Here is an 18,316-nt window from a genome sequence, read left to right as displayed (position 1 = left end):
GAGAATGGACCATCGCCAACATGAATCGATTGAAACTTCTTGCGCGTCTTTGTGTTATCGCGCCGGCCCTGGCGTTGGCGGGCGTTTCCGATGGGGGCCCCACCGCTGAAGAATACATCGGCTATACAAACGGCTCAGCGTATCTCGTCCCCGTCGGCCAACTCAGGCTCAAGGGATATCGCATCCAATGCGGCGACCGTCCGACCGTAATTGACGAGAAGCTTGACGATTATGGTGCGGCCTATCCGGGCTTCATCATTCTCAACACGCACTTGCTCGATAAGCTGCCGCGCCCAGTCGAACTCTGGATCTATTCGCACGAGTGCGGACATCAGTTCCGCGGACCCGATGAGCAAACCGCCGACTGTTTCGGCGTGCAGCGCGGACGCAGGGAAGGGTGGCTAACGGAAGACGGATTGAATCAGGTGTGCGACTTCATTAGCGCCGCTAAGGGCGACAATATGCACTTTGCCGGTCCGCATCGCTGCGAAGCCATGCGCGCCTGCTACACCGACTCCAACGTGCACTAAAAAATGCGGCGAGCTTTTGAGGCTCGCCGCTTGATCGTTGGAGGTTGGTTTTCGCTGCCGCTCAGGTTCCCGCGAAGGCCTTCGACAACTGATCGACGTTGTAGTGAAACATCTTCGCGTAGGTCGGCGCCGGGCCATCGGCCTTCGACAACGATTCGACATAAAGCTCGCCGCCGGGTTGCGCGCCCGTGGCCTTCGCGATCTGCTTGACCAAACGCGAGTCGTTCGAGTTTTCGAAGAAGTACGTTTTGACCTTCTCGGCCTTGATCTGATCGATCAGCTTGGCAACGTCGGCGGCAGATGCTTCAGTTTCGGTCGAGAGGCCAATAGGCGAAAGAAACGTCACGCCGTATTCCCGCCCGAAGTAGCCGAATGCATCGTGGCTGGTTAGGATTTTGCGCCGATCCTTCGGCACCGTCTCAAGAACCGATTTAGCGTACGTATTCAACGCATCGAGCTTCTTGGAATAGGCCTTGGCATTGGCCTTGAAGTCGGCAGCGTCGGCCGGGTCGGCCGAGGCAAGCGCCTTCTCAATATTGACGACCCAGATCTTGACGTTGACCGGGCTATTCCAGACGTGCGGATCGGTGACGGTCTTGCCATCCTCTTCCATGGTTCGTGTCTTGATGCCGTTCGATACAACGATTGGCTTGCCATTGTAGCCCGATGCCGTCACCAGCTTTTCGAACCAGCCTTCGAGGCCTTCGCCGCTGATAAAAGTGATGTCCGCTTCTTTCAGAGATTTCGCATCGTCAGGCGAAGGCTCGAATTCATGTGGATCGCCATTCGGCGGGACAAGGCTTTTCACGTTTACGTGGTCGCCGCCGACTTGCTTCACGACGTCGGCGAGCACCGTAAAACTGGCCACGGTATTCAGCGTCTTTGCCGACGCGGCCGCCGAGAAGCCGACGGCGACGCCGGAAGACACCAGTAGTCCGAGGACGAGGTTAGAAACCCTCATGATCAATCTCCTGTCTATGCTTTGAGGTGAGGACGCGAATAGAGACGCCGCGCCATGCCCGAAGGGCTGAGAATGAGCGAGACGCCATAGATGCAGCTTGCGGTAAGGATGATCGTGGGGCCGGAGGCCACGGCGAAATGGAACGACGCGACCAAACCGAGATAGCCTGAGACGACCGCCGTCCCCGCCGCGACCGCGAACATGGCTGGAAGTGATTGTGCCCAAAGACGCGCGACAGCCGCGGGGAGCATCATCAGACCAACGGCCATAAGCGTTCCAAGCGCTTCGAAGCTCGCGACCAGATTGATCACGACGAGCAGCAAAAACAGAAAGTGAAAGAGGGAGCCGTGACCCCCAACGGCCCGCAGAAATCCGGGATCGAAGCATTCGGCGACGAGTGGCCGGTATACGACCGCGAGGATAATGATTGTCAGCGAGGCAATGCCGCCGACGAGATAAAGCGCATTCGAGTCGATCGCCAGGATCGTCCCGAACAAGACATGCAGCAGGTCGATGTTCGAGCCTCGCAGCGAAACGATCAAAACGCCGAGCGCGAGCGATGTCAGATAGAAACTAGCGAAACTCGCATCTTCACGAAGCGAGGTCGTCCTGCTGATAACGCCGGATAGAAGCGCAATGCTCAATCCTGCCACCAGGCCGCCGAAACCCATCGCCGGCAGAGAAAGACCGCCGGCAATCAAGAAGCCGACCGCCGCGCCGGGAAGGATCGCATGGCTCATGGCATCGCCGACAAGGCTCATGCGCCTGAGCATTAAAAGCACGCCGACAGGCCCCGAGCCGAGCGCCAGGGCGAAGCACGCAATGAGCGCGCGGCGCATGAAACCATAATCGATGAACGGCGAGATGAAGATGGCGTGCAGGCTCATGCGGCGGCCGTATCCTTCTCGCAAACCTCAGCGCCTTCGTCCCAGCTTTCCGCCATCGCTCGGGCGCGCAGCAGGTTCCGCGACGACATCGCGACACTTGTTGGCCCCCACCCGATGGCCTCGCGGGCGAGAAGGAGAGTGTCGGGAAAGTGGGCGCGGACCTGATCGAAATCGTGCAAGACGGCGATGATCGTCCGTCCCTCCTTGTGCCAGCGGCAGACGATATCCAAGAGGTCGCGCGTGGTGCGTGCGTCGATCGCCGTAAACGGTTCATCGAGAACGATGATCTTCGCATCCTGAAGCAATAGCCGCGCGAATAGCACGCGCTGGAACTGCCCTGCCGAGAGCGAGCCTATGATGCGGCCGCCAAAGCTGTCCAAGCCAACAGCCGTCAACGCTTTTCGTGCTTTCTCCATCGCACCGGAATCAACGCGTCGGAATGAGCCGCTTCGGTGCCAGGCTCCGAGCATCACCGTATCGGCGACAGACATCGGAAACTGTCGGTCGATCTCGGCGGCTTGCGGCAGATACCCGAAATCGCATGCTGCAAGACCAGGCCGCTCGATGGCGCCTTCCGCTAGAGGCAGCTCACCCATGATCGCCTTTAACAGTGTCGACTTGCCCGCGCCGTTAGGGCCGGTTATCGCCGTCATACTGCCTTCGTCGAACGTCCCCGATACATGATGGAGCGCCGGGTGACGCGCATAGGCCACCGTCACGTCTCGAAGCTTGATCAATGGTTGCCTCATGGAAGAGCCACCGCCCAAAAAATTGCGATCCACAGCACAACCAGGATGCCGCCCGCGCCGATCAGCCGTCGGTAAGCGGGCTGCGCCATCAAGGAGCGCTCGAATGGATCTCTGTTCGACATGGTTGTGATTTATCCGCCTAGTAGAAAATGTATAATATAACATCTAATGTGGAATGACTACGGCGGAATTGTGGGTCGCGGATTTGGTTGGGAGGATATTAGGAGGCGCGGTTGCCGGCATGACGGAGAGGGCGCCGGTCAAGGCGCGTGCGGCCGTGCGAAACTGCCGTCGCGCGATAAGGTCGTGGGGATTTGAGAGCGTGGTGCCGCTCACACGAAAAGGAAAGGCACTGGCTTAGCCAAGTGGCCTATGCCGCCCGTCACGCACGGCAAACATTGCGAAAAATTGATTTTGATCAAGGGCGATTGCGACATATGGAAACTTGATTTTAGAAGTCAAGTTTCCTATTTCAGGCGGCAATACCCTGAGACCAAAAGTGAAGGGAAAGAGAGCGTGCTCGCTCCGTTTCTGATCATGCTTCGCGAAGGCATCGAAGCAGCGCTCATCACCGGCATCGTTGCAACCTATCTCGCTCAGACGGGGCGATCCGAATGGATGCCTGCGGTGTGGATGGGTGTGCTGCTGGCTGTAGCCTTCTCTCTTTTCGCCGGCGCCGCGCTTCTGTTCGTCAGCGCCGAGTTTCCCCAGAAGGCGCAAGAGCTGTTCGAGGCGATCGTTGGCTTCATTGCCGTCGCGGTGCTGATCTCGATGGTGTTCTGGATGCGCAAGGCCGCACGCTCTATCAAGAGCGAGCTGCAGCATTCCGTCGAAGCGGCCTTTCATTCGTCGCACGGCGGGACGTGGGGGCTCATCGGTCTTGTATTCTTCGCCGTCGCTCGCGAAGGGCTCGAGTCGATCTTTTTTCTGCTTGCGATCTTTCAGCAGAGCAACGGCCTGGAAGCTCCGCTTGGCGCTCTTGCGGGTATCGCGGCCGCTGTTGTCGTCGGCTTGATCATCTATGTCGGCGGCGTTCGGCTCGATCTCCGTCGCTTCTTCCAATGGACTGGCGTCTTCATCATTTTTGTCGCCGCCGGCATCCTCTCTTCATCGGTTGGCGCCTTGCATGAAGCCGGACTTTGGAACGGCCTGCAGCAGCCCGCCTACGATATGAGCGCGGTATTGCCGATCTCGAGTGTCCTTGGAACCATTCTTTCTGGCGTTTTCAGCTATCAGGAAAATCCGACAGTCGGCGAGGTCATCGTCTACCTCGGGTTCCTTGCCATCGTTCTCTATCTCTATTTGCGGCCTGTTCGTCCGGGCAGTGTCTCAGTCGAAGCATACCAGGGTAACAATAAAAATGTCCGCGCCTGAGACCCGCCAAGGAAAGCCGAAAGCCCCATCGTCCGGCATTATGTATCTTGGCGTTGCCGGGGCGACGGTTCTCGTACTCGTCGCGGGTGCTGCGTTTTACGCGGCGACCAAGCAAACCCGTCATGACAACGTCGCGGCCGTGCCCGTTGCCGTGACGTCGAAAGCATGTGAGCCCAATTCGCTTTCGGTCCCCGCCGGCGAGCGGACGTTCGAGATTTCGAACAAGTCGGAACGTCCCGTTGAATGGGAAGTCCTTGACGGCGTGATGGTCCTGGCAGAGCGGGAAAATATTGCGCCGGGTTTCAAGCAGACGCTGAAAGTGCGCCTTGCCCCGGGCACCTACGAAGTCACCTGCGGGTTACTGTCGAATCCGCGCGGGACTTTGCTTGTCACCCCATCGCAGGAAGCGAACGCCGAGCCTCCGAAGGCGACGATGCGCGCGCTCCTTGGGCCGATGGGCGAATATAAATTTTATCTCGGCCGTCAGAGTTCGGCGGCATTGCGCGATGCCCAGGAACTTGCCGACGGCATCAAGGCCGGTGATCTCGCCAAAGCCCAGGCTCTCTATATCATAGCGCGGCAGCCCTATAAGCGCATCGAACCGGTCGTGCATCGCTTTGCGGATTTGCAGAATGCGATCGACCCGGTCGCGGACTATTTCGAGAAGCGCGAGAACGATCCGGCATTCGTCGGATATCATCGCATCGAACGTGGGCTCTTCGTCACGAAAAGCCTGGATGGTCTTAGCCCCATTGCCGACCGTCTCGTCGCCGATCTGACGACGCTCAATGAGCGTCTGAAGGCGATGAAAATGACGCCGGGCATTCTCATCGATAGCGCCGGCAATTTCACCACGCAGCTATCGCGTGATCGCCTGCCCGCGAAAAACGACAGCATTGCCGAAACCGACATGACCGATCTCGAAGCCAACCTTGATGGCATCGACAAGATCGTCGGTTTGCTTCGGCCGGTTGTGAAGCCGGTCAATCCGGACCTCGCTCACAAGATCGACGCTACTTTGACCGCCACGAAAGACGAAGTCGCCAAACAGAAGAGCGACGCCGCGACGGCCTCTTCGACGTCTGCCAGCCCGAGTCAACGCAAGGAGCTGACGGCGGCTTTCACAAACCTCGCGGACGCACTCAACGAATTACCGTCCGCTATTGGGATGAATTCCAATGGTACATGATCAAAAAAAACCGGCTGATCGGCACGGATCCGTAAGCACCGACCGCCGGAAAATTCTGCTTGGTCTCGGCGTTGCAGCTGGCGGCGCGTTGACATCGGGCCTCGCCGTTCAGGAAGCACGCGCGAACGACAAGCAGGTGACGGACGCGCCCGAAAGCCATCGCACAGACGTCGAGCAGAGAGTTCCGTTCTACGGCCTCCACCAGGCTGGCGTGGTTACGCCGCGGCCGGCCAATGGCATGTTGGTTTCACTCGACGTCATCGCCGATACCCCGGCCGACTTCGAGAAAATGATGCGTAAGCTGACCGAACGCATCGTGTTCCTGACACAAGGCGGCACCCCACCGGAATTAGACCCCAAACTGCCGCCGGCCGATTCAGGCATTCTTGGTCCTGAAATTCAGCCCGACAATTTGACGATTACGGTCGGCCTAGGCAACTCAATGTTCGAGACGCGCCCCTGGCTCAGACGACTGAAGCCGCGTCATCTCCAGCAGATGACGCAATTCAAGAATGACGCTCTCGACGCTGAGCTGTGCCACGGCGATCTCTCACTGCAGTTCTGCTCGAACACGGCCGATACGAACATTCATGCGCTGCGCGACATTCTGAAAAACATGCCCGAATACCTCGTACCGCGCTGGAAGCAGGAAGGCAGCGTTCCAACCGTACTGCCCGAAGCTGACGGCTCAGTGCCGAGCGCGCGCAACTTCTTGGGTTTCCGGGACGGCTCGGCCAACCCGAATTCCAATGACAAGCCGATGATGGACGAGATCGTCTGGGTCGGCCAAGGTCACGACGAGCCTGCGTGGGCTGTCGGCGGGACATATCAAGCCGTCCGCATCATCCGTAACTTCGTGGAACGCTGGGATCGCACCCCACTTGGCGAGCAGCAGCGCATCTTCGGTCGCAAGAAGATGTCCGGTGCGCCGATGGATGGCGTCAAGGAGATCGACGTCCCCAATTACACGAAAGATCCGGATGGAAAAATCACGCGCCTTGATGCGCACATCCGGCTTGCCAATCCACGAACTTCCGAAGCGCGAAAGAACCTTATATTACGCCGGCCGTTCAACTATTCGAACGGCATCACCAAGAACGGCCAGCTCGACCAGGGGCTGCTGTTCATTGCCTACCAATCAGACCTCGAAAAGGGGTTCATTGCCGTGCAGTCGCGGCTCGATGGCGAGCCGTTAGAGGAATACATCAAGCCAATCGGTGGCGGTTATTTCTTCGTTCTTCCAGGGGCGCGGGAAGCTGGCGACTATCTGGGCCGAAAGTTGGCCGAGGCCGCGACGGCGGATCCGTCGACACGTTCCTAGAAAACCCCCTTACCCAACTAAGCACCGGAGGGACGACCGATGAAACGACACTTGTTGGCTGCGACCGCGCTCGCAGCGGCGTTTGGATATGCTGGCTTGGCATATGCCGAAGACGACGATTCAAAACTCGTTGAGCCGCTCGCCGCGTACAAGAGCTTTGTGGCCGATCATACAGAGAAACTTCTCGAAAACACGACGAAGTTCACCGAGGCCGTCAAGGCTGGCGACATAGCCAAAGCCAAGGCGCTCTACGCGCCGACGCGCATGGACTATGAAACGATCGAACCGATCGCCGAACTCTTCTCCGATCTCGATCACACGATCGACGCTCGCGCCGATGACTTCGAGGCCAAGGAAAAAGATCCGAAATTTTCGGGCTTCCACCGCATCGAATACGGCCTTTGGGAACAGAAAAGCACGAAGGACGTCGCCCCTTATGCCGATCAGCTTCTTGCTGACGTCAAAGATCTCAATCACCGCATCGAGAATCTGACGTTCCCGCCGGAGACCGTTGTCGGCGGTGCTGCAGCCCTGATGGAAGAGGTAGCCGCGACCAAGATTTCGGGCGAAGAAGATCGCTACAGCCATACCGACCTGTGGGACTTCAAAGCGAACTTCGACGGCTCGAAGAAGATCTACGATCTTGTCCGGTCCCTCATCGATAAGGATCACCCCGACTTCGTGAAGAAGGTCGACGGTGACTTCAAGGTCGTTGACGACACGCTGGCGAAGTACAAGACGGCCGACGGCTACGAGCTGTACGACAAGCTGTCGGACGAAGACCGCAAGGTTCTGTCAGCCAAGGTCAACGCTCTGGCGACCGAACTTTCAACGCTTCGCGGCAAGCTCGGTTTGAACTGAGAAGCGCCGGTCGCTTTGATCTGACTACGGCCTCGGTTGACGTTCGCCTCGTGCGGATTTGCGACCGGGGCCGTAATTGCATTCATTTCTGCGAAACGCGGCATATTTGTCGCTGAAAAGACACAACTAAACGGCGTCTTATTGTTGACTAATAATGTAGACTTTCATATTCTCATCGTATACCCGGCAAACGTCGGGATCTTCATTGCGATCACCTCCGGGGGAGGGTTTCGCAAAGAGGAGGCAAGCCCGCCATTGTGCGCTTAAGCGCCTAGCCAGCCAGCCCCGTATCAACACGGAATAACGGGGGTCGATAGGATGGCTGTGCGCGGCGTTGATGATTCGAGTAAAGCGCGTTTGATCGCGTTGGGATTGCATCCGGTTCCCGCTTGCAAAAGCTTTGGCAAGGCGGCCTTGGCGCTGACCGTGTCGGCCGCAGCGCTGACGTTGGCCGGAACTGCATTCGCACAAGAAACACCGCTGCCGGGCATCGACGTTCAATCCGCGCAAGCGAAGAAAAGCAGCGCTCCGAAAAAGAAGCCACAGGCTGCTCCAGTCCAGGAGACTGCTAATTCGGCAACGCCTCCGCCGACGGCGAGCGAAGGAGGCAATCAAGCCGGATTGATTGACTCGCCCTATAGCACGCCGGCTGGTGTGAGCGTCGCGGGGCAAAGCGAAATTCAGACATTCGGGCAGACCAATCTTCAAGATGTGTTTCGTTCGATGCCCGGGGTCTCGACCGGCGACGATCCGAACAATCCCGGCATCGCAGTCAATATCCGCGGCTTCGAAGGCGAAGGCCGCGTGAATATGACGATCGACGGTGTGCGCCAGAATTTCAGATTCACTGGCCATACGGCATCGGGTTTTGCCTATGTCGATCCATTGCTTCTGGCGAGCATTGAGGTGCAGCGCGGCTCGGTTTCGACAGCTGGCGGTGCGGGTGCTCTCGCCGGCACAGCGGACATGCGCACACTTGATGTCGATGATGTGCTGAAGCCGGGGAGCAACTACGGCGCGACGGTACTTTCCTCGTGGGGAAGTAATGGCGTCGGCTTTTCGGAGATGGGTGCGGGAGCCATCCGCAGCGGGGCGATCAGCGTCATCGGCGCCATCAGCAAGCACGATCAGGACGATTACGATAATGGCTTGGGGCAACGCGTGCCCTACACAGATCAAGACCTGATCTCTGGTTTGGCAAAAGTCCACATCCAGATCGATCCGGAACAGCGGTTGTCGTTTGGTACAGTGCTCTACAACAACGACTTCACCGCAAATTCCTACAATCAGAATATCGATTCGAAGATCTACACTGCCCAGTATTCCTACGACCCCATCGGCAATGACCTCGTGCATTTTCGCGCCAATTTCTCTGGCAGCGACCTGACGATGAAGTACGGGAGCGGCATCGATGGCGCCTCTGCTGCCGAAGGCCGTAAGATCAATGATCTTGGCCTAGGTTTCACCCTGCAGAATACATCGCTATTCGATCTTGGTGGTATCCACGTCAAATCGAACTACGGCTACGAATACTTTCATGACAAAGTTGACGCCTCAAACGCTCTAGATCCGAGCGCCGGTGGTGGTGTCAATCCGTCCGGTAAATCAACGATCCGTGGCGCGTTTTCTGAAACGACTTTCTCAAAAAGCATCTTCGATTTTATCGTTGGTCTGCGCTACGACGACTATAACTTGAACGGCCACGGCGACGTGACGGAGCCCCATATTCCGCCATACTTGCTTCCCTACCTGCCACCCGGATACACGCCCGCGCTGCCCAATGGTCTTTCGCTCGGACCGTATTCGGTCGACAAAAGCGACGGTGGTTTCAGTCCGAAGTTGACGCTTGCCGCAAAGCCGGTCGAATGGTTCCAGCCATATGTGACCTGGTCGAATTCGTTCCGCGCTCCAACCATCTCGGAAACGCTTCTCGACGGCACGCATCCAGGCAGTGTCTTCGAGCCCAACTTTTTGCCAAATCCTCTTCTTCAGCCTGAATCACAGAAGGGCTGGGAGTTTGGCTTCAATTCAAAGATTAACAATATCTTCCATTCCGGCGATCAGTTTCGCTTCAAAGGCGATTACTACACGATGGACGTGGACAACTACATTACGGCCGCGTGCGACGACTTCGGAATTATCTGCACGTTCATAAACAACCAGGGCACTTCGAAAGTCGAAGGTGTCGAACTGCAAGGCACGTACGACGCGGGTTACCTCTTCGGGGGCCTGAGCTACAGCCATAACCATACGACGCTTCCATCGCAGATGGATGGCCTGGGACTGCACAGCTACCTGCCTGGCGATCTTGCGACCGTCACCGGTGGCCTTCGCTTCTTTGCTGAGCGTCTGACGGTCGGTGCAAGAGCGAATATCGTTTCCGACAGTCAGAAGGCTGATGTGAATGTCGGTTCCGACGGCGTCCTGACTTACGAGGGCTATACGACCTACGATCTCTTCTCGAGCTACAAGGTCACCGACGACATCGACGTCTCTCTCAACGTGACAAATCTCACGGACGTCGCCTACACGCCCGCCCTCAGCGCTCCTGCCACTGGCGATGCGCCGGTCGAAACAGGTCGTGGCCGCACGTTCCTGCTCACGACAAAGGCGAGGTTCTAGACCACAGCGCGTGATCGCACGGAGAAGAAGTTCGAGCGTCGGCGGAGGAATTCGCCGACGCCATCATGACAAAAGCCAGTTTGTTGTAAACCGGAGGCGAGCGAACGTGACGCTCATCGAACGCAATGACCACCCGCGCCGCGATGAACGTTCGCGAACGCCCGGGGGCCGCGCGCTCGATGCGTCGGCCGGATCCAATATCGTCGCGTTCGACTTTCCCAAGGCGCTCAATCGGGCGGCAAACATCGCCGGACGAGCGGTTGTGCTTCCGCCGTTCAAGATCGAAACGCCATTGGACACCGCAAAGAATGCTTCCCAAAAGCTTCTCTTTGTAGCCATCGCAATTTCGGTTGCATTGCACGGTGGAGTCATTGCCTCGATGTTTATGGGAAAATCTGGCGAGCAATTCGGCACGCTTTCCGATAACACCGACACCTTCAGCCTCTCAATGGAGCAGTCGGTCGTTCTCGAGTCGATCTCGACGGAAAGCGTGCAGATGGCATCAGCCTCTGCAGCGGCGTCTCAGGCCGGGAGCATCCGAGCTGCGGAATCGAAACCGCAAGAGCTTGCGGAGTTAGAGAACGATCCGCTCTCAGATGAACCGCCGCCGAAGCCGATTGATGTTGCCGACGTCACTCCGGCCGCGCTGACGCCGACGGACGATCCGCTGCCGGTTATTCGCGGTGGGGGTATCGAGCAAGCGGTAAGCGAGATCAAGGCCCATCAGATCGCTGAAACCGAGGTCACGGAAATGCCGGAGGCGGTCGAAACGAAGGAAGACAGCCCCGCGAAGGCAGAAAAGAAAAAGGAAGTCGAAAAAGAAAAGAAGACCCCGCAGCAGGAGTCGCATGCTCAGGTGGCTGGCAGTTCCACGTCGCGTTCTAATGCATCTCAAGCTTCGGTAAGTGGCCGGGTTTCGGCGAGCCGGGGAAATGCCTTGAGCTATGGTGCGCGTGTCCGCGCACAACTTGCACGCAATAAGCCAACAAGCATTGGCGTCCGCGGCACGGTCCGCGTTTCATTCGGTATCGCCGCCGACGGCGGCATTCGATATCTCAAGATTTCGGAGTCTTCAGGCAGCGCGACGCTCGATGCCGCCGCGCTGACTGTTATTCGTAAATCGGCGCCGTTCGGCGAGCCGCCGGCGGATTTGACGCCAACGCAGCTCGCCTACGTCATTCCGTTTTATTTCCGCTGAGCCGATCCTTTGGCCGGCGCCGTCTGCGCACGAGCAGCGGCTGAATCTTCCATCAGCTCGTACCACATGGCGTTGAGGACGGCGAAAGCGGCTGCCAGCGGAAGGCCGAGAAGCCAAGCGAAATACCACATGATAGTTCTCTCCTTTCTAGTGGCTTAGTAAGCGTGGCCGTGGCCGTCACGGATCGCCTTCTCGTCAACTTTTCCCCACATCACGTGATAGACCCACGTCGTGTATGCGATGATAATCGGCACGAAGATCACCGCGCAGACGAGCATGATGAAGAGCGTCAGGTGGCTCGACGATGCATCCCAAACCGTCAAGCTCGACCGCGGGTCGATGGAAGACGGCAGAAGAAATGGGAATATCGAAACGCCAACCGTCGTAATGATTCCGGCGATGGAGAGTGACGACGCCAAAATCGTCGCGATTTCCCGTCGGGTGTTCATGAAGACGTAGGTAGCGCCGGCGCCGATTATTCCGAGTACGGGTGCTAGGATCGTCAGCGGATACGAGCCATAGTTAGTGAACCACGCACCCGACGCTTTGGCGACAGTTTTTGCCAGCGGGTTAGACGGTCCTACCGGGTTGACCGTGCTCGTGATCTGATAACCATCGATTCCGAGCCACAGCACGACACCGGCGATAACGAAGAGTGCGATGGTCGCAAGTGCGGCGACGCTTCCAAAGCTGCGGGCACGGTCAGCGACCGGACCCTCTGACTTTAATATGATCCACCCGGCCCCGTGCATTACGAGCATGGCGACGGAGACCAATCCGCAGAGCAGGGCGAACGGATTGAGAAGCTCGAACAGCGTCGTGCCGTCATAGAAGATCCGAAGATCGCTGTTGAAGTGGAACGGCACGCCGCGCAGGACATTGCCGACCGCGACGCCGAAGATCAACGCCGGAACGGCACCGCCGACAAACAGCGCCCAATCCCACGTTTCGCGCCATCTGGTACCTTCGAGTTTCGAGCGGTACTTGAACCCGACCGGCCGCAAGATCAACGCGAACAGAATGGCGAACATCGCAAGATAGAAGCCGGAGAACGAAACCGCGTAGAGCGGCGGCCAAGCGGCGAAGATTGCGCCGCCTCCGAGGATCAGCCAGACCTGATTACCTTCCCAAGTCGGTCCGATGCTGTTGATCACCACACGGCGTTCGACGTCTGTTTTGGCAACGAACGGCAACAGAGCCGCGGCACCGAGGTCGAAACCGTCCATGACGGCAAAACCGATCAGCAGAATGCCGAGCAGCAGCCACCAAATGATACGGAGCGTGTCGTAATCTATGAACTGATGCAGGATCATTGATCTACTCCGCAGCGACGAGATTGGGAGAAACAAGAATGGCTTCCGGATTGTCGTCGGGTTGGGGACCGGCGCGAACCGCACGAACCATGAGGCTCATCTCGACGATGAAGAGAACCGAGTAGAGCGCAATAAAACCGAGAAGCGTTAGGAGTACGGTGAATGCACCGAGGCTCGAAACGGCGGCGGCGGTCGGGAGAATGCCCTCGATGATCCACGGTTGCCGCCCGAACTCGGCAACGACCCATCCGAGTTCCGCCGCGATCCACGGCAGCGGAATGGCGAAGGTCGCGATGCGAAGCAGCCAGGGATAATGGTCAAGCCGCCTGCGCGCCGACAGGTAGAAGAACGTCGCCATCAAAACGATGAAGAAGAAGCCCAAGCCGACCATAATGCGGAACGCCCAGAACAAGGTCGGCACGCTCGGTATCGTATCAATGGCGGCTTGTTCGATCTGCGCATCGGTCGCTTTGCGAGGATCATCGACATAACGCTTCAGCAGAAGCGCATAACCCAGATCGTTGCCATTCTTCTCAAGTGCGTCGCGCGCCGCCGGAGGAATCGTGGACGGATCTCCAGCTGCACGTATTTGCTGAAGTGCATCGTATGCCAGGATGCCGTTGCGGATCCGCGTTTTGGCGCTGTTGACGAGTTCGTCGATGCCCGGAATTTGCGTCGTCAGTGAGCGGGTGCCGATCAGGCCCATGACCCACGGGACACGGACGGCGTAGTGCGTCTCACGGGTTTGCTGGTCGGGGAAGCCAAACAGTGTAAAGGCTGCGGGCGCAGGTTCCGTTTCCCACATCGCCTCGATGGCTGCGAGCTTCATTTTCTGATGTTCGCTCGACAGGTAGCCGCTTTCATCGCCAAGCACGACGACTGAAAGCGCCGCCGCTAGGCCGAACGAAGCAGCGACCGTCATGGATCGCTTGGCGAGCGCGACATGGCGACGATTGTATAGGTACCAAGCGGAGACACCGAGAACGAAGACGGAAGCCGTAACGTAGCCGGCCGAAACCGTGTGCACGAATTTCGCCTGCGCCACCGGATTGAACACGACATCGAAGAAGTTCGTGACTTCCATACGCATCGTCTGCGGATTGAACGATGCGCCGACGGGATTCTGCATCCAGCCGTTTGCGATCAAAATCCAAAGCGCCGAGAAATTCGATCCGGCCGCGACGCACCATGTCGCGACGAGATGGCCGACCTTCGACATGCGATCCCAGCCGAAGAAGAAGAGACCGACGAATGTTGCTTCCAGGAAGAAAGCCATCAGACCCTCGATCGCGAGAGGCGCGCCGAAGATATCGCCGACGTAATGGCTGTAATAGCTCCAGTTCATTCCGAACTGGAATTCCATGACAAGGCCGGTCGCAACGCCGACCACGAAGTTGATGCCGAACAGCGTGCCCCAGAATTTCGTCATCTGTCGCCAGATATGGCGACCGGTCATCACATAGACCGTCTCCATGATCGCGACGATGATCGAAAGTCCAAGCGTCAACGGGACGAACAAGAAGTGATAAAGCGCCGTCGTCGCAAATTGCAGGCGCGAGAGCGCCACTATGTCAAGTTCCATCTGCTTTCCCGACTCCCGGTCGGCCTCCTTCCGAAATGACGGCGCTGAAGAAACGCCGCCGGAACAATTGTCGTCAGTCCTGTCTCAGGGTCGAGAGCAGGGCTTCGAATTGAGAATCTCCGCGCGACGCTTGACCGATCACCCGCCCGTCCTTCATTGCAATAAGACGATCGGCGATTTCTGCTTCCCTGCGGATATGCGTCGCAATGAGCAGTGTGCATTGCACCGCGTTTGCCGACAGCCGCCCAAGGACGTCACGTGCTGTCGCGTCATCAAGGCCTTCGGTCGGTTCGTCCAAAAGCCAAAGTGGTGTTTTCCGAAGAAAAAGCCGCGCCAACGCCAAGCGGCGGCCCTCGCCACCCGAAAGCCCGAGACCGTCCTCGCCTAGGCGCGTGTCGAGACCGTTCGGAAGGGCGTCGAGATAAGGCTTTAGTCCGGCGGACATCATGGCGCGTCTCAGGCAATCATCATCGGCGGTGGCATTCGCAAGTCGAAGATTGTCGCGAAGGGTATCGGTGAAAAGTTCGGTGCGTTGTGTGAGAAGCGTCGAAGGGACACTTCGAACCGAACCATGATCGGGAGCAAGTTCGCCCGCTATGACGAATATCAAAGTCGATTTTCCAGATCCGCTGCTCCCGATCAGAGCAACGCGTTCGCCAACCCGGAGTGATAGGGTGATATTTTGGATCGCAGGCCGGTCCCCATGCCCGTAATGGACCGAGACCGCATCCAGCACGCATGCAGTGCCTGACGGTGGCGATGCCACAGAAGCATGAGCAGGCGGCTTGAGGCGAACTGCGACACGGCGCGCGGCAACGCAGGTCCGTCCAAGCTCGATGGCACCCCGACGCAAGGCGGAGAAGGGCTCAAGCGCCGCGATCGTGACAAGGACAGCGAGCGCCATTATGGGCGCACCGATTTCGGCATGCCGGGCAAGAAAAAGCGTGACAAAAAGCGCCGAGGCGATGAGAGTGGCGCTGACGATGCCAAGCGCTGCACCGGACGCGACCTCCGCAAAATTAAGCTCGCTGTCGGCATCTGAGAGTTTCCGATCCGCCTCGGCGATGGCACGGCGCTGTGCTTCAATCCGCCCGGACATGACAAGGTCGGTTTGCCCCGAGACCAAATCGATAACGCGAGATCGTAGTGCTTCAAGCGCAAGAACGCGCCGTTGTGCGGGGCGTTCGGCAACCCGCGCAGCGATCAGCGGAATGCCGAGCCCGGCAATGACGAGAAACGCCCCAAAACCAATGCCGGCGGCAGGGAGTATCGCGCCGAAGCACAAGCCGATGGCCAATGCGGCGGCGATGGCAGCGGCGGCCGGAACGACCACGCGTAGATAAAGGGAGTCGAGCGCATCGATATCGTGCGTTAGACGAAACAAGAGCGCCGCGGGGCGCATACGCAACTTTTCCGCCTCCCGCATGGCCGCTGAGCCGCGAAAGAGCCGTTCGCGAAGTTCCGCCAAAATGCTGAGCGTCGCGTCGTGCGTAACGAGGCGTTCGCCATATCGGCTGACCGTCCGCGCCAATGCGAAGAACCGGATGCCGGCAGACGGCGAAAAGACGTCGAAGGCCAAAGCGGTCGCTGCACTCAGTCCAGCAATCGCCGTTGCCGTGATGAACCAGCCTGAAAGACCAAGCAGCGCCAGACCGCATAATGTGGTTGCAGCGCTGAGGCCCAAGCCGAACAGAAGCTTGCCACGCGGTCCACGCCAGAAAAGCGAAAGTATAGGCGCTAGGTCCCGCGAAACTCTGCTCATGCCGCTCTCTCCAGCGGCCGGTTACCCAAGCGCACGATGCGATCCATGCGCCGCGCCAATGTCAGATCATGTGTCGCGATGATCATTGTCTTGCCGCGACTAAGTGCGATCAGGCTGTCCACTATGTCGTTTGCTGTTTCGGCGTCGAGATGCGCCGTCGGCTCGTCGGCAAGGACAATCCCGGCATTAGGGCGAGCGGCGATCCTGGCAATGGCGAGCCGGAGAGCTTCGCCGCCGGAAAGGCCGACGCCGTTCTCGCCGATGGCATGTGCGCCCCGCGCGACGGCGAGCGCGCCGAGCTTTGCGAATTTCAATGCGTCGGCGATGCGCGCCCTATCGATATTCCGGCCAAGCGCGACGTTGCTTGCCAGCGTTCCGGCGAAGATGTGCGGCCGCTGACCGATCCAGGTCATACCGAAGCGCAGGTTTGCGGCGGTATTGTCGGTAAGACTTTGGCCGTCGATCAATATTGTTCCTGCTGCCGGACGCGCGAGGCCCGCTATCAGCGCGAGGAGTGTCGACTTTCCGGTGCCGCTCGGACCGAGCAGCGCCACATGTTCCCCCGGTGCGATGGACAAGTCGAAGCGATCGAAGACCAATCCATCGTTGTCGCCGTACCGAAATGACAGTTTGTCGATCCTAATGGCGGGAGCGCTGGTCAGATCTGCCACCGCGGCTTTCGAATGGGTGATCGAACCAGGGATCGTACGCCCGGATGTCGACAGTCGGTTAAGTTCGTCGATCGCGGCGCGCCCTGCAGCGCGATCGTGCCAGACGGCGGACAGCTCGCGAAGCGGCTCGAAGAACGCCGGCGCCAGAAGCAGAATGGACAAGCCTCCGCTCAAGCCGAGATGCACACCCCACGTGCCGAAGCTCAGCTGCCCGAGAAGATAGAAGCCGATGTAAACGGCAACCATCGCCACGCCGAGCGCCGCAAACAGTTCAAGCACGGCTGAAGACAGAAAGGCGATGCGCAGCACGGCCATCGTCCGTGTGCGCAAGTCTTCGGCATTGGTGCGAAGCCGTTTCGCCGTCGCGTCGACTGCTCCAAGCGAGCGGATCGTAGTGATGCCACGCAACCTGTCGAGAAGGAAGGCATTCATGTCGCCTGTCTTCGCGAGTTGCGCTTCGCTCGCTTCCTGCGCGCGCCAGCCGATCAATGCCATGAAAACCGGAATGAGTGGCGCCGCGAACAGCAGCACGATGGCAGCCGCCCACGACAGCCACAGGACGACAGCAAAAAGCACGATGGGCACGACTACGGCGCGCAGCTTGGCAACCTCGAAGCGCGCAACGTAAGGCACGATCATCTCGGCTTGCTCGGCAATAACGCTCGCAGCTTTGCCAGCTTCAGGACGTTCGATATCGAGTGGTGAACGTTCGGCGAGCGCAGTGACGGCCTGTTGCCTCAGTCGGCTCGCTACGCTGCGCCCCGCACGAAAGGCCATGCGGCTTCCAAGGCTATCGAGTACGGCTCTTAGAATTCCTATCGCGAGAACTCCGAAAGCTGCCCACGCACTGCTGGTTGATGCGTCTCCGTTCGCCACGTCGCCAATGGTCATGGCAATAAGGGCGGCCTGAGGTACCCACAGCAGCGAGGCCGCAATCTGCAGCGCCGCGCTTTTTCCATGGACGGTCGTCTTTAAGCGTGCCGGCTGCGCCGATTGACGCGCGTTTTCTCCAGCGACGGCGGCTTCTGACGCCATTCCTTTGGTCTTTCCCCGGAAAAGTATCTCGATCAATAGAGTGCAATCAGGCGACGATAATTGACTAATATCAAAACTTGGCTACCAGATTTTACATTCAAAAAAACCTTTATCGACGAGAATATCTCTTCTGGAGCCGCCAATGAAAGCGGTCCTCGTCGCACGATCGCAATTGAGCTAAAATTTACATCGCTGATTGACGCGCCAGTTCAAACAGTCTGCTAGCGTCATAAGAGATCAGTCGGAAAAGAAGAACGATTT

16 protein-coding genes are annotated in these 18,316 nt (G+C 58.3%); 7 read left to right on the top strand and 9 right to left on the bottom strand.

The genetic code is table 11. The features are described 5' to 3' along the window. Positions 1-20 precede the first annotated feature (20 nt). A complete protein-coding gene (locus RLW41_RS05495) occupies positions 21-530 on the top strand; it encodes a hypothetical protein (RefSeq protein ID WP_024276349.1) in 510 nt (169 codons plus the stop codon). 61 nt (positions 531-591) lie between these two features. Here RLW41_RS05495 and RLW41_RS05490 read toward each other — a convergent pair whose 3' ends face one another. Genes RLW41_RS05490 through RLW41_RS05475 form a run of 4 tightly spaced genes read right to left on the bottom strand, consistent with a single transcriptional unit; the run spans position 592 to position 3,249 of the window. Further along, positions 592-1,491, bottom strand: coding sequence for a metal ABC transporter solute-binding protein, Zn/Mn family (locus RLW41_RS05490; RefSeq protein ID WP_409560927.1), 900 nt, complete (start codon positions 1,489-1,491; stop codon positions 592-594). Between the two features lie 14 nt (positions 1,492-1,505). After that, positions 1,506-2,378, bottom strand: coding sequence for a metal ABC transporter permease (locus RLW41_RS05485; protein ID WP_414463833.1), 873 nt, complete (start codon positions 2,376-2,378; stop codon positions 1,506-1,508). Further along, positions 2,375-3,127, bottom strand: a complete 753-nt coding sequence (locus RLW41_RS05480) for a metal ABC transporter ATP-binding protein (protein WP_414463832.1) — start codon at positions 3,125-3,127, stop codon at positions 2,375-2,377. The genes RLW41_RS05485 and RLW41_RS05480 overlap by 4 nt, the downstream gene beginning before the upstream one ends. Beyond that, on the bottom strand, positions 3,124-3,249 hold the full coding sequence (locus RLW41_RS05475; RefSeq protein WP_414463831.1) for a hypothetical protein: 126 nt from the start codon (positions 3,247-3,249) through the stop codon (positions 3,124-3,126). Before RLW41_RS05475 ends, RLW41_RS05480 begins: the two co-directional genes overlap by 4 nt. Positions 3,250-3,643: 394 nt before the next feature. Between RLW41_RS05475 and efeU the strand changes: the two genes are divergently transcribed. The 6 genes from efeU (at position 3,644) to RLW41_RS05445 (ending at position 11,692) form a co-directional block, all read left to right on the top strand. After that, positions 3,644-4,501 carry an iron uptake transporter permease EfeU gene (efeU, locus tag RLW41_RS05470; protein ID WP_414463830.1) on the top strand — a complete coding sequence of 286 codons (858 nt, stop codon included), beginning with the start codon at positions 3,644-3,646 and terminating at the stop codon, positions 4,499-4,501. Continuing rightward, positions 4,488-5,690 carry an iron uptake system protein EfeO gene (gene efeO, locus RLW41_RS05465; RefSeq protein ID WP_409560923.1) on the top strand — a complete coding sequence of 401 codons (1,203 nt, stop codon included), beginning with the start codon at positions 4,488-4,490 and terminating at the stop codon, positions 5,688-5,690. The genes efeU and efeO (RLW41_RS05465) overlap by 14 nt, the downstream gene beginning before the upstream one ends. Further along, positions 5,680-7,011 (top strand): iron uptake transporter deferrochelatase/peroxidase subunit, encoded by a 1,332-nt coding sequence (gene efeB / locus RLW41_RS05460; RefSeq protein ID WP_414463829.1) that lies wholly within the window; start codon positions 5,680-5,682, stop codon positions 7,009-7,011. Before efeO (RLW41_RS05465) ends, efeB begins: the two co-directional genes overlap by 11 nt. Positions 7,012-7,050: 39 nt before the next feature. Beyond that, positions 7,051-7,872, top strand: coding sequence for an iron uptake system protein EfeO (efeO, locus tag RLW41_RS05455; protein ID WP_414463828.1), 822 nt, complete (start codon positions 7,051-7,053; stop codon positions 7,870-7,872). 318 nt (positions 7,873-8,190) lie between these two features. Further along, on the top strand, positions 8,191-10,494 hold the full coding sequence (locus RLW41_RS05450; RefSeq protein ID WP_414463827.1) for a TonB-dependent receptor domain-containing protein: 2,304 nt from the start codon (positions 8,191-8,193) through the stop codon (positions 10,492-10,494). 106 nt (positions 10,495-10,600) lie between these two features. Continuing rightward, entirely contained in the window at positions 10,601-11,692 is a 1,092-nt protein-coding gene (locus RLW41_RS05445) for a TonB family protein (RefSeq protein WP_414463826.1), read from the top strand. Here the strand turns inward: RLW41_RS05445 and cydX are convergent. The 5 genes from cydX to cydD all read right to left on the bottom strand — a co-directional run bounded on the left by cydX (position 11,680) and on the right by cydD (position 18,055). Further along, complete coding sequence (cydX, locus tag RLW41_RS05440; protein WP_081741001.1) at positions 11,680-11,823, bottom strand: cytochrome bd-I oxidase subunit CydX; 144 nt, start codon at positions 11,821-11,823, stop codon at positions 11,680-11,682. The two genes, RLW41_RS05445 and cydX, sit on opposite strands and share 13 nt — an antisense overlap. 24 nt (positions 11,824-11,847) lie before the next feature. Next, entirely contained in the window at positions 11,848-13,005 is a 1,158-nt protein-coding gene (gene cydB / locus RLW41_RS05435; protein WP_414463825.1) for a cytochrome d ubiquinol oxidase subunit II, read from the bottom strand. 4 nt (positions 13,006-13,009) lie between these two features. Next, entirely contained in the window at positions 13,010-14,587 is a 1,578-nt protein-coding gene (locus RLW41_RS05430) for a cytochrome ubiquinol oxidase subunit I (RefSeq protein ID WP_414463824.1), read from the bottom strand. Between the two features lie 73 nt (positions 14,588-14,660). Beyond that, positions 14,661-16,349, bottom strand: a complete 1,689-nt coding sequence (cydC, locus tag RLW41_RS05425; protein ID WP_414463823.1) for a thiol reductant ABC exporter subunit CydC — start codon at positions 16,347-16,349, stop codon at positions 14,661-14,663. Continuing rightward, a complete protein-coding gene (gene cydD, locus RLW41_RS05420) occupies positions 16,346-18,055 on the bottom strand; it encodes a thiol reductant ABC exporter subunit CydD (RefSeq protein WP_414463822.1) in 1,710 nt (569 codons plus the stop codon). The genes cydC and cydD overlap by 4 nt, the downstream gene beginning before the upstream one ends. Between the last annotated feature and the right edge of the window lie 261 nt (positions 18,056-18,316).

It is taken from the genome of Hyphomicrobium sp. DY-1 (genome assembly GCF_047497105.1).
GTDB lineage: Bacteria > Pseudomonadota > Alphaproteobacteria > Rhizobiales > Hyphomicrobiaceae > Hyphomicrobium_B.
This window is presented reverse-complemented; position numbering and strand designations above follow the sequence as displayed.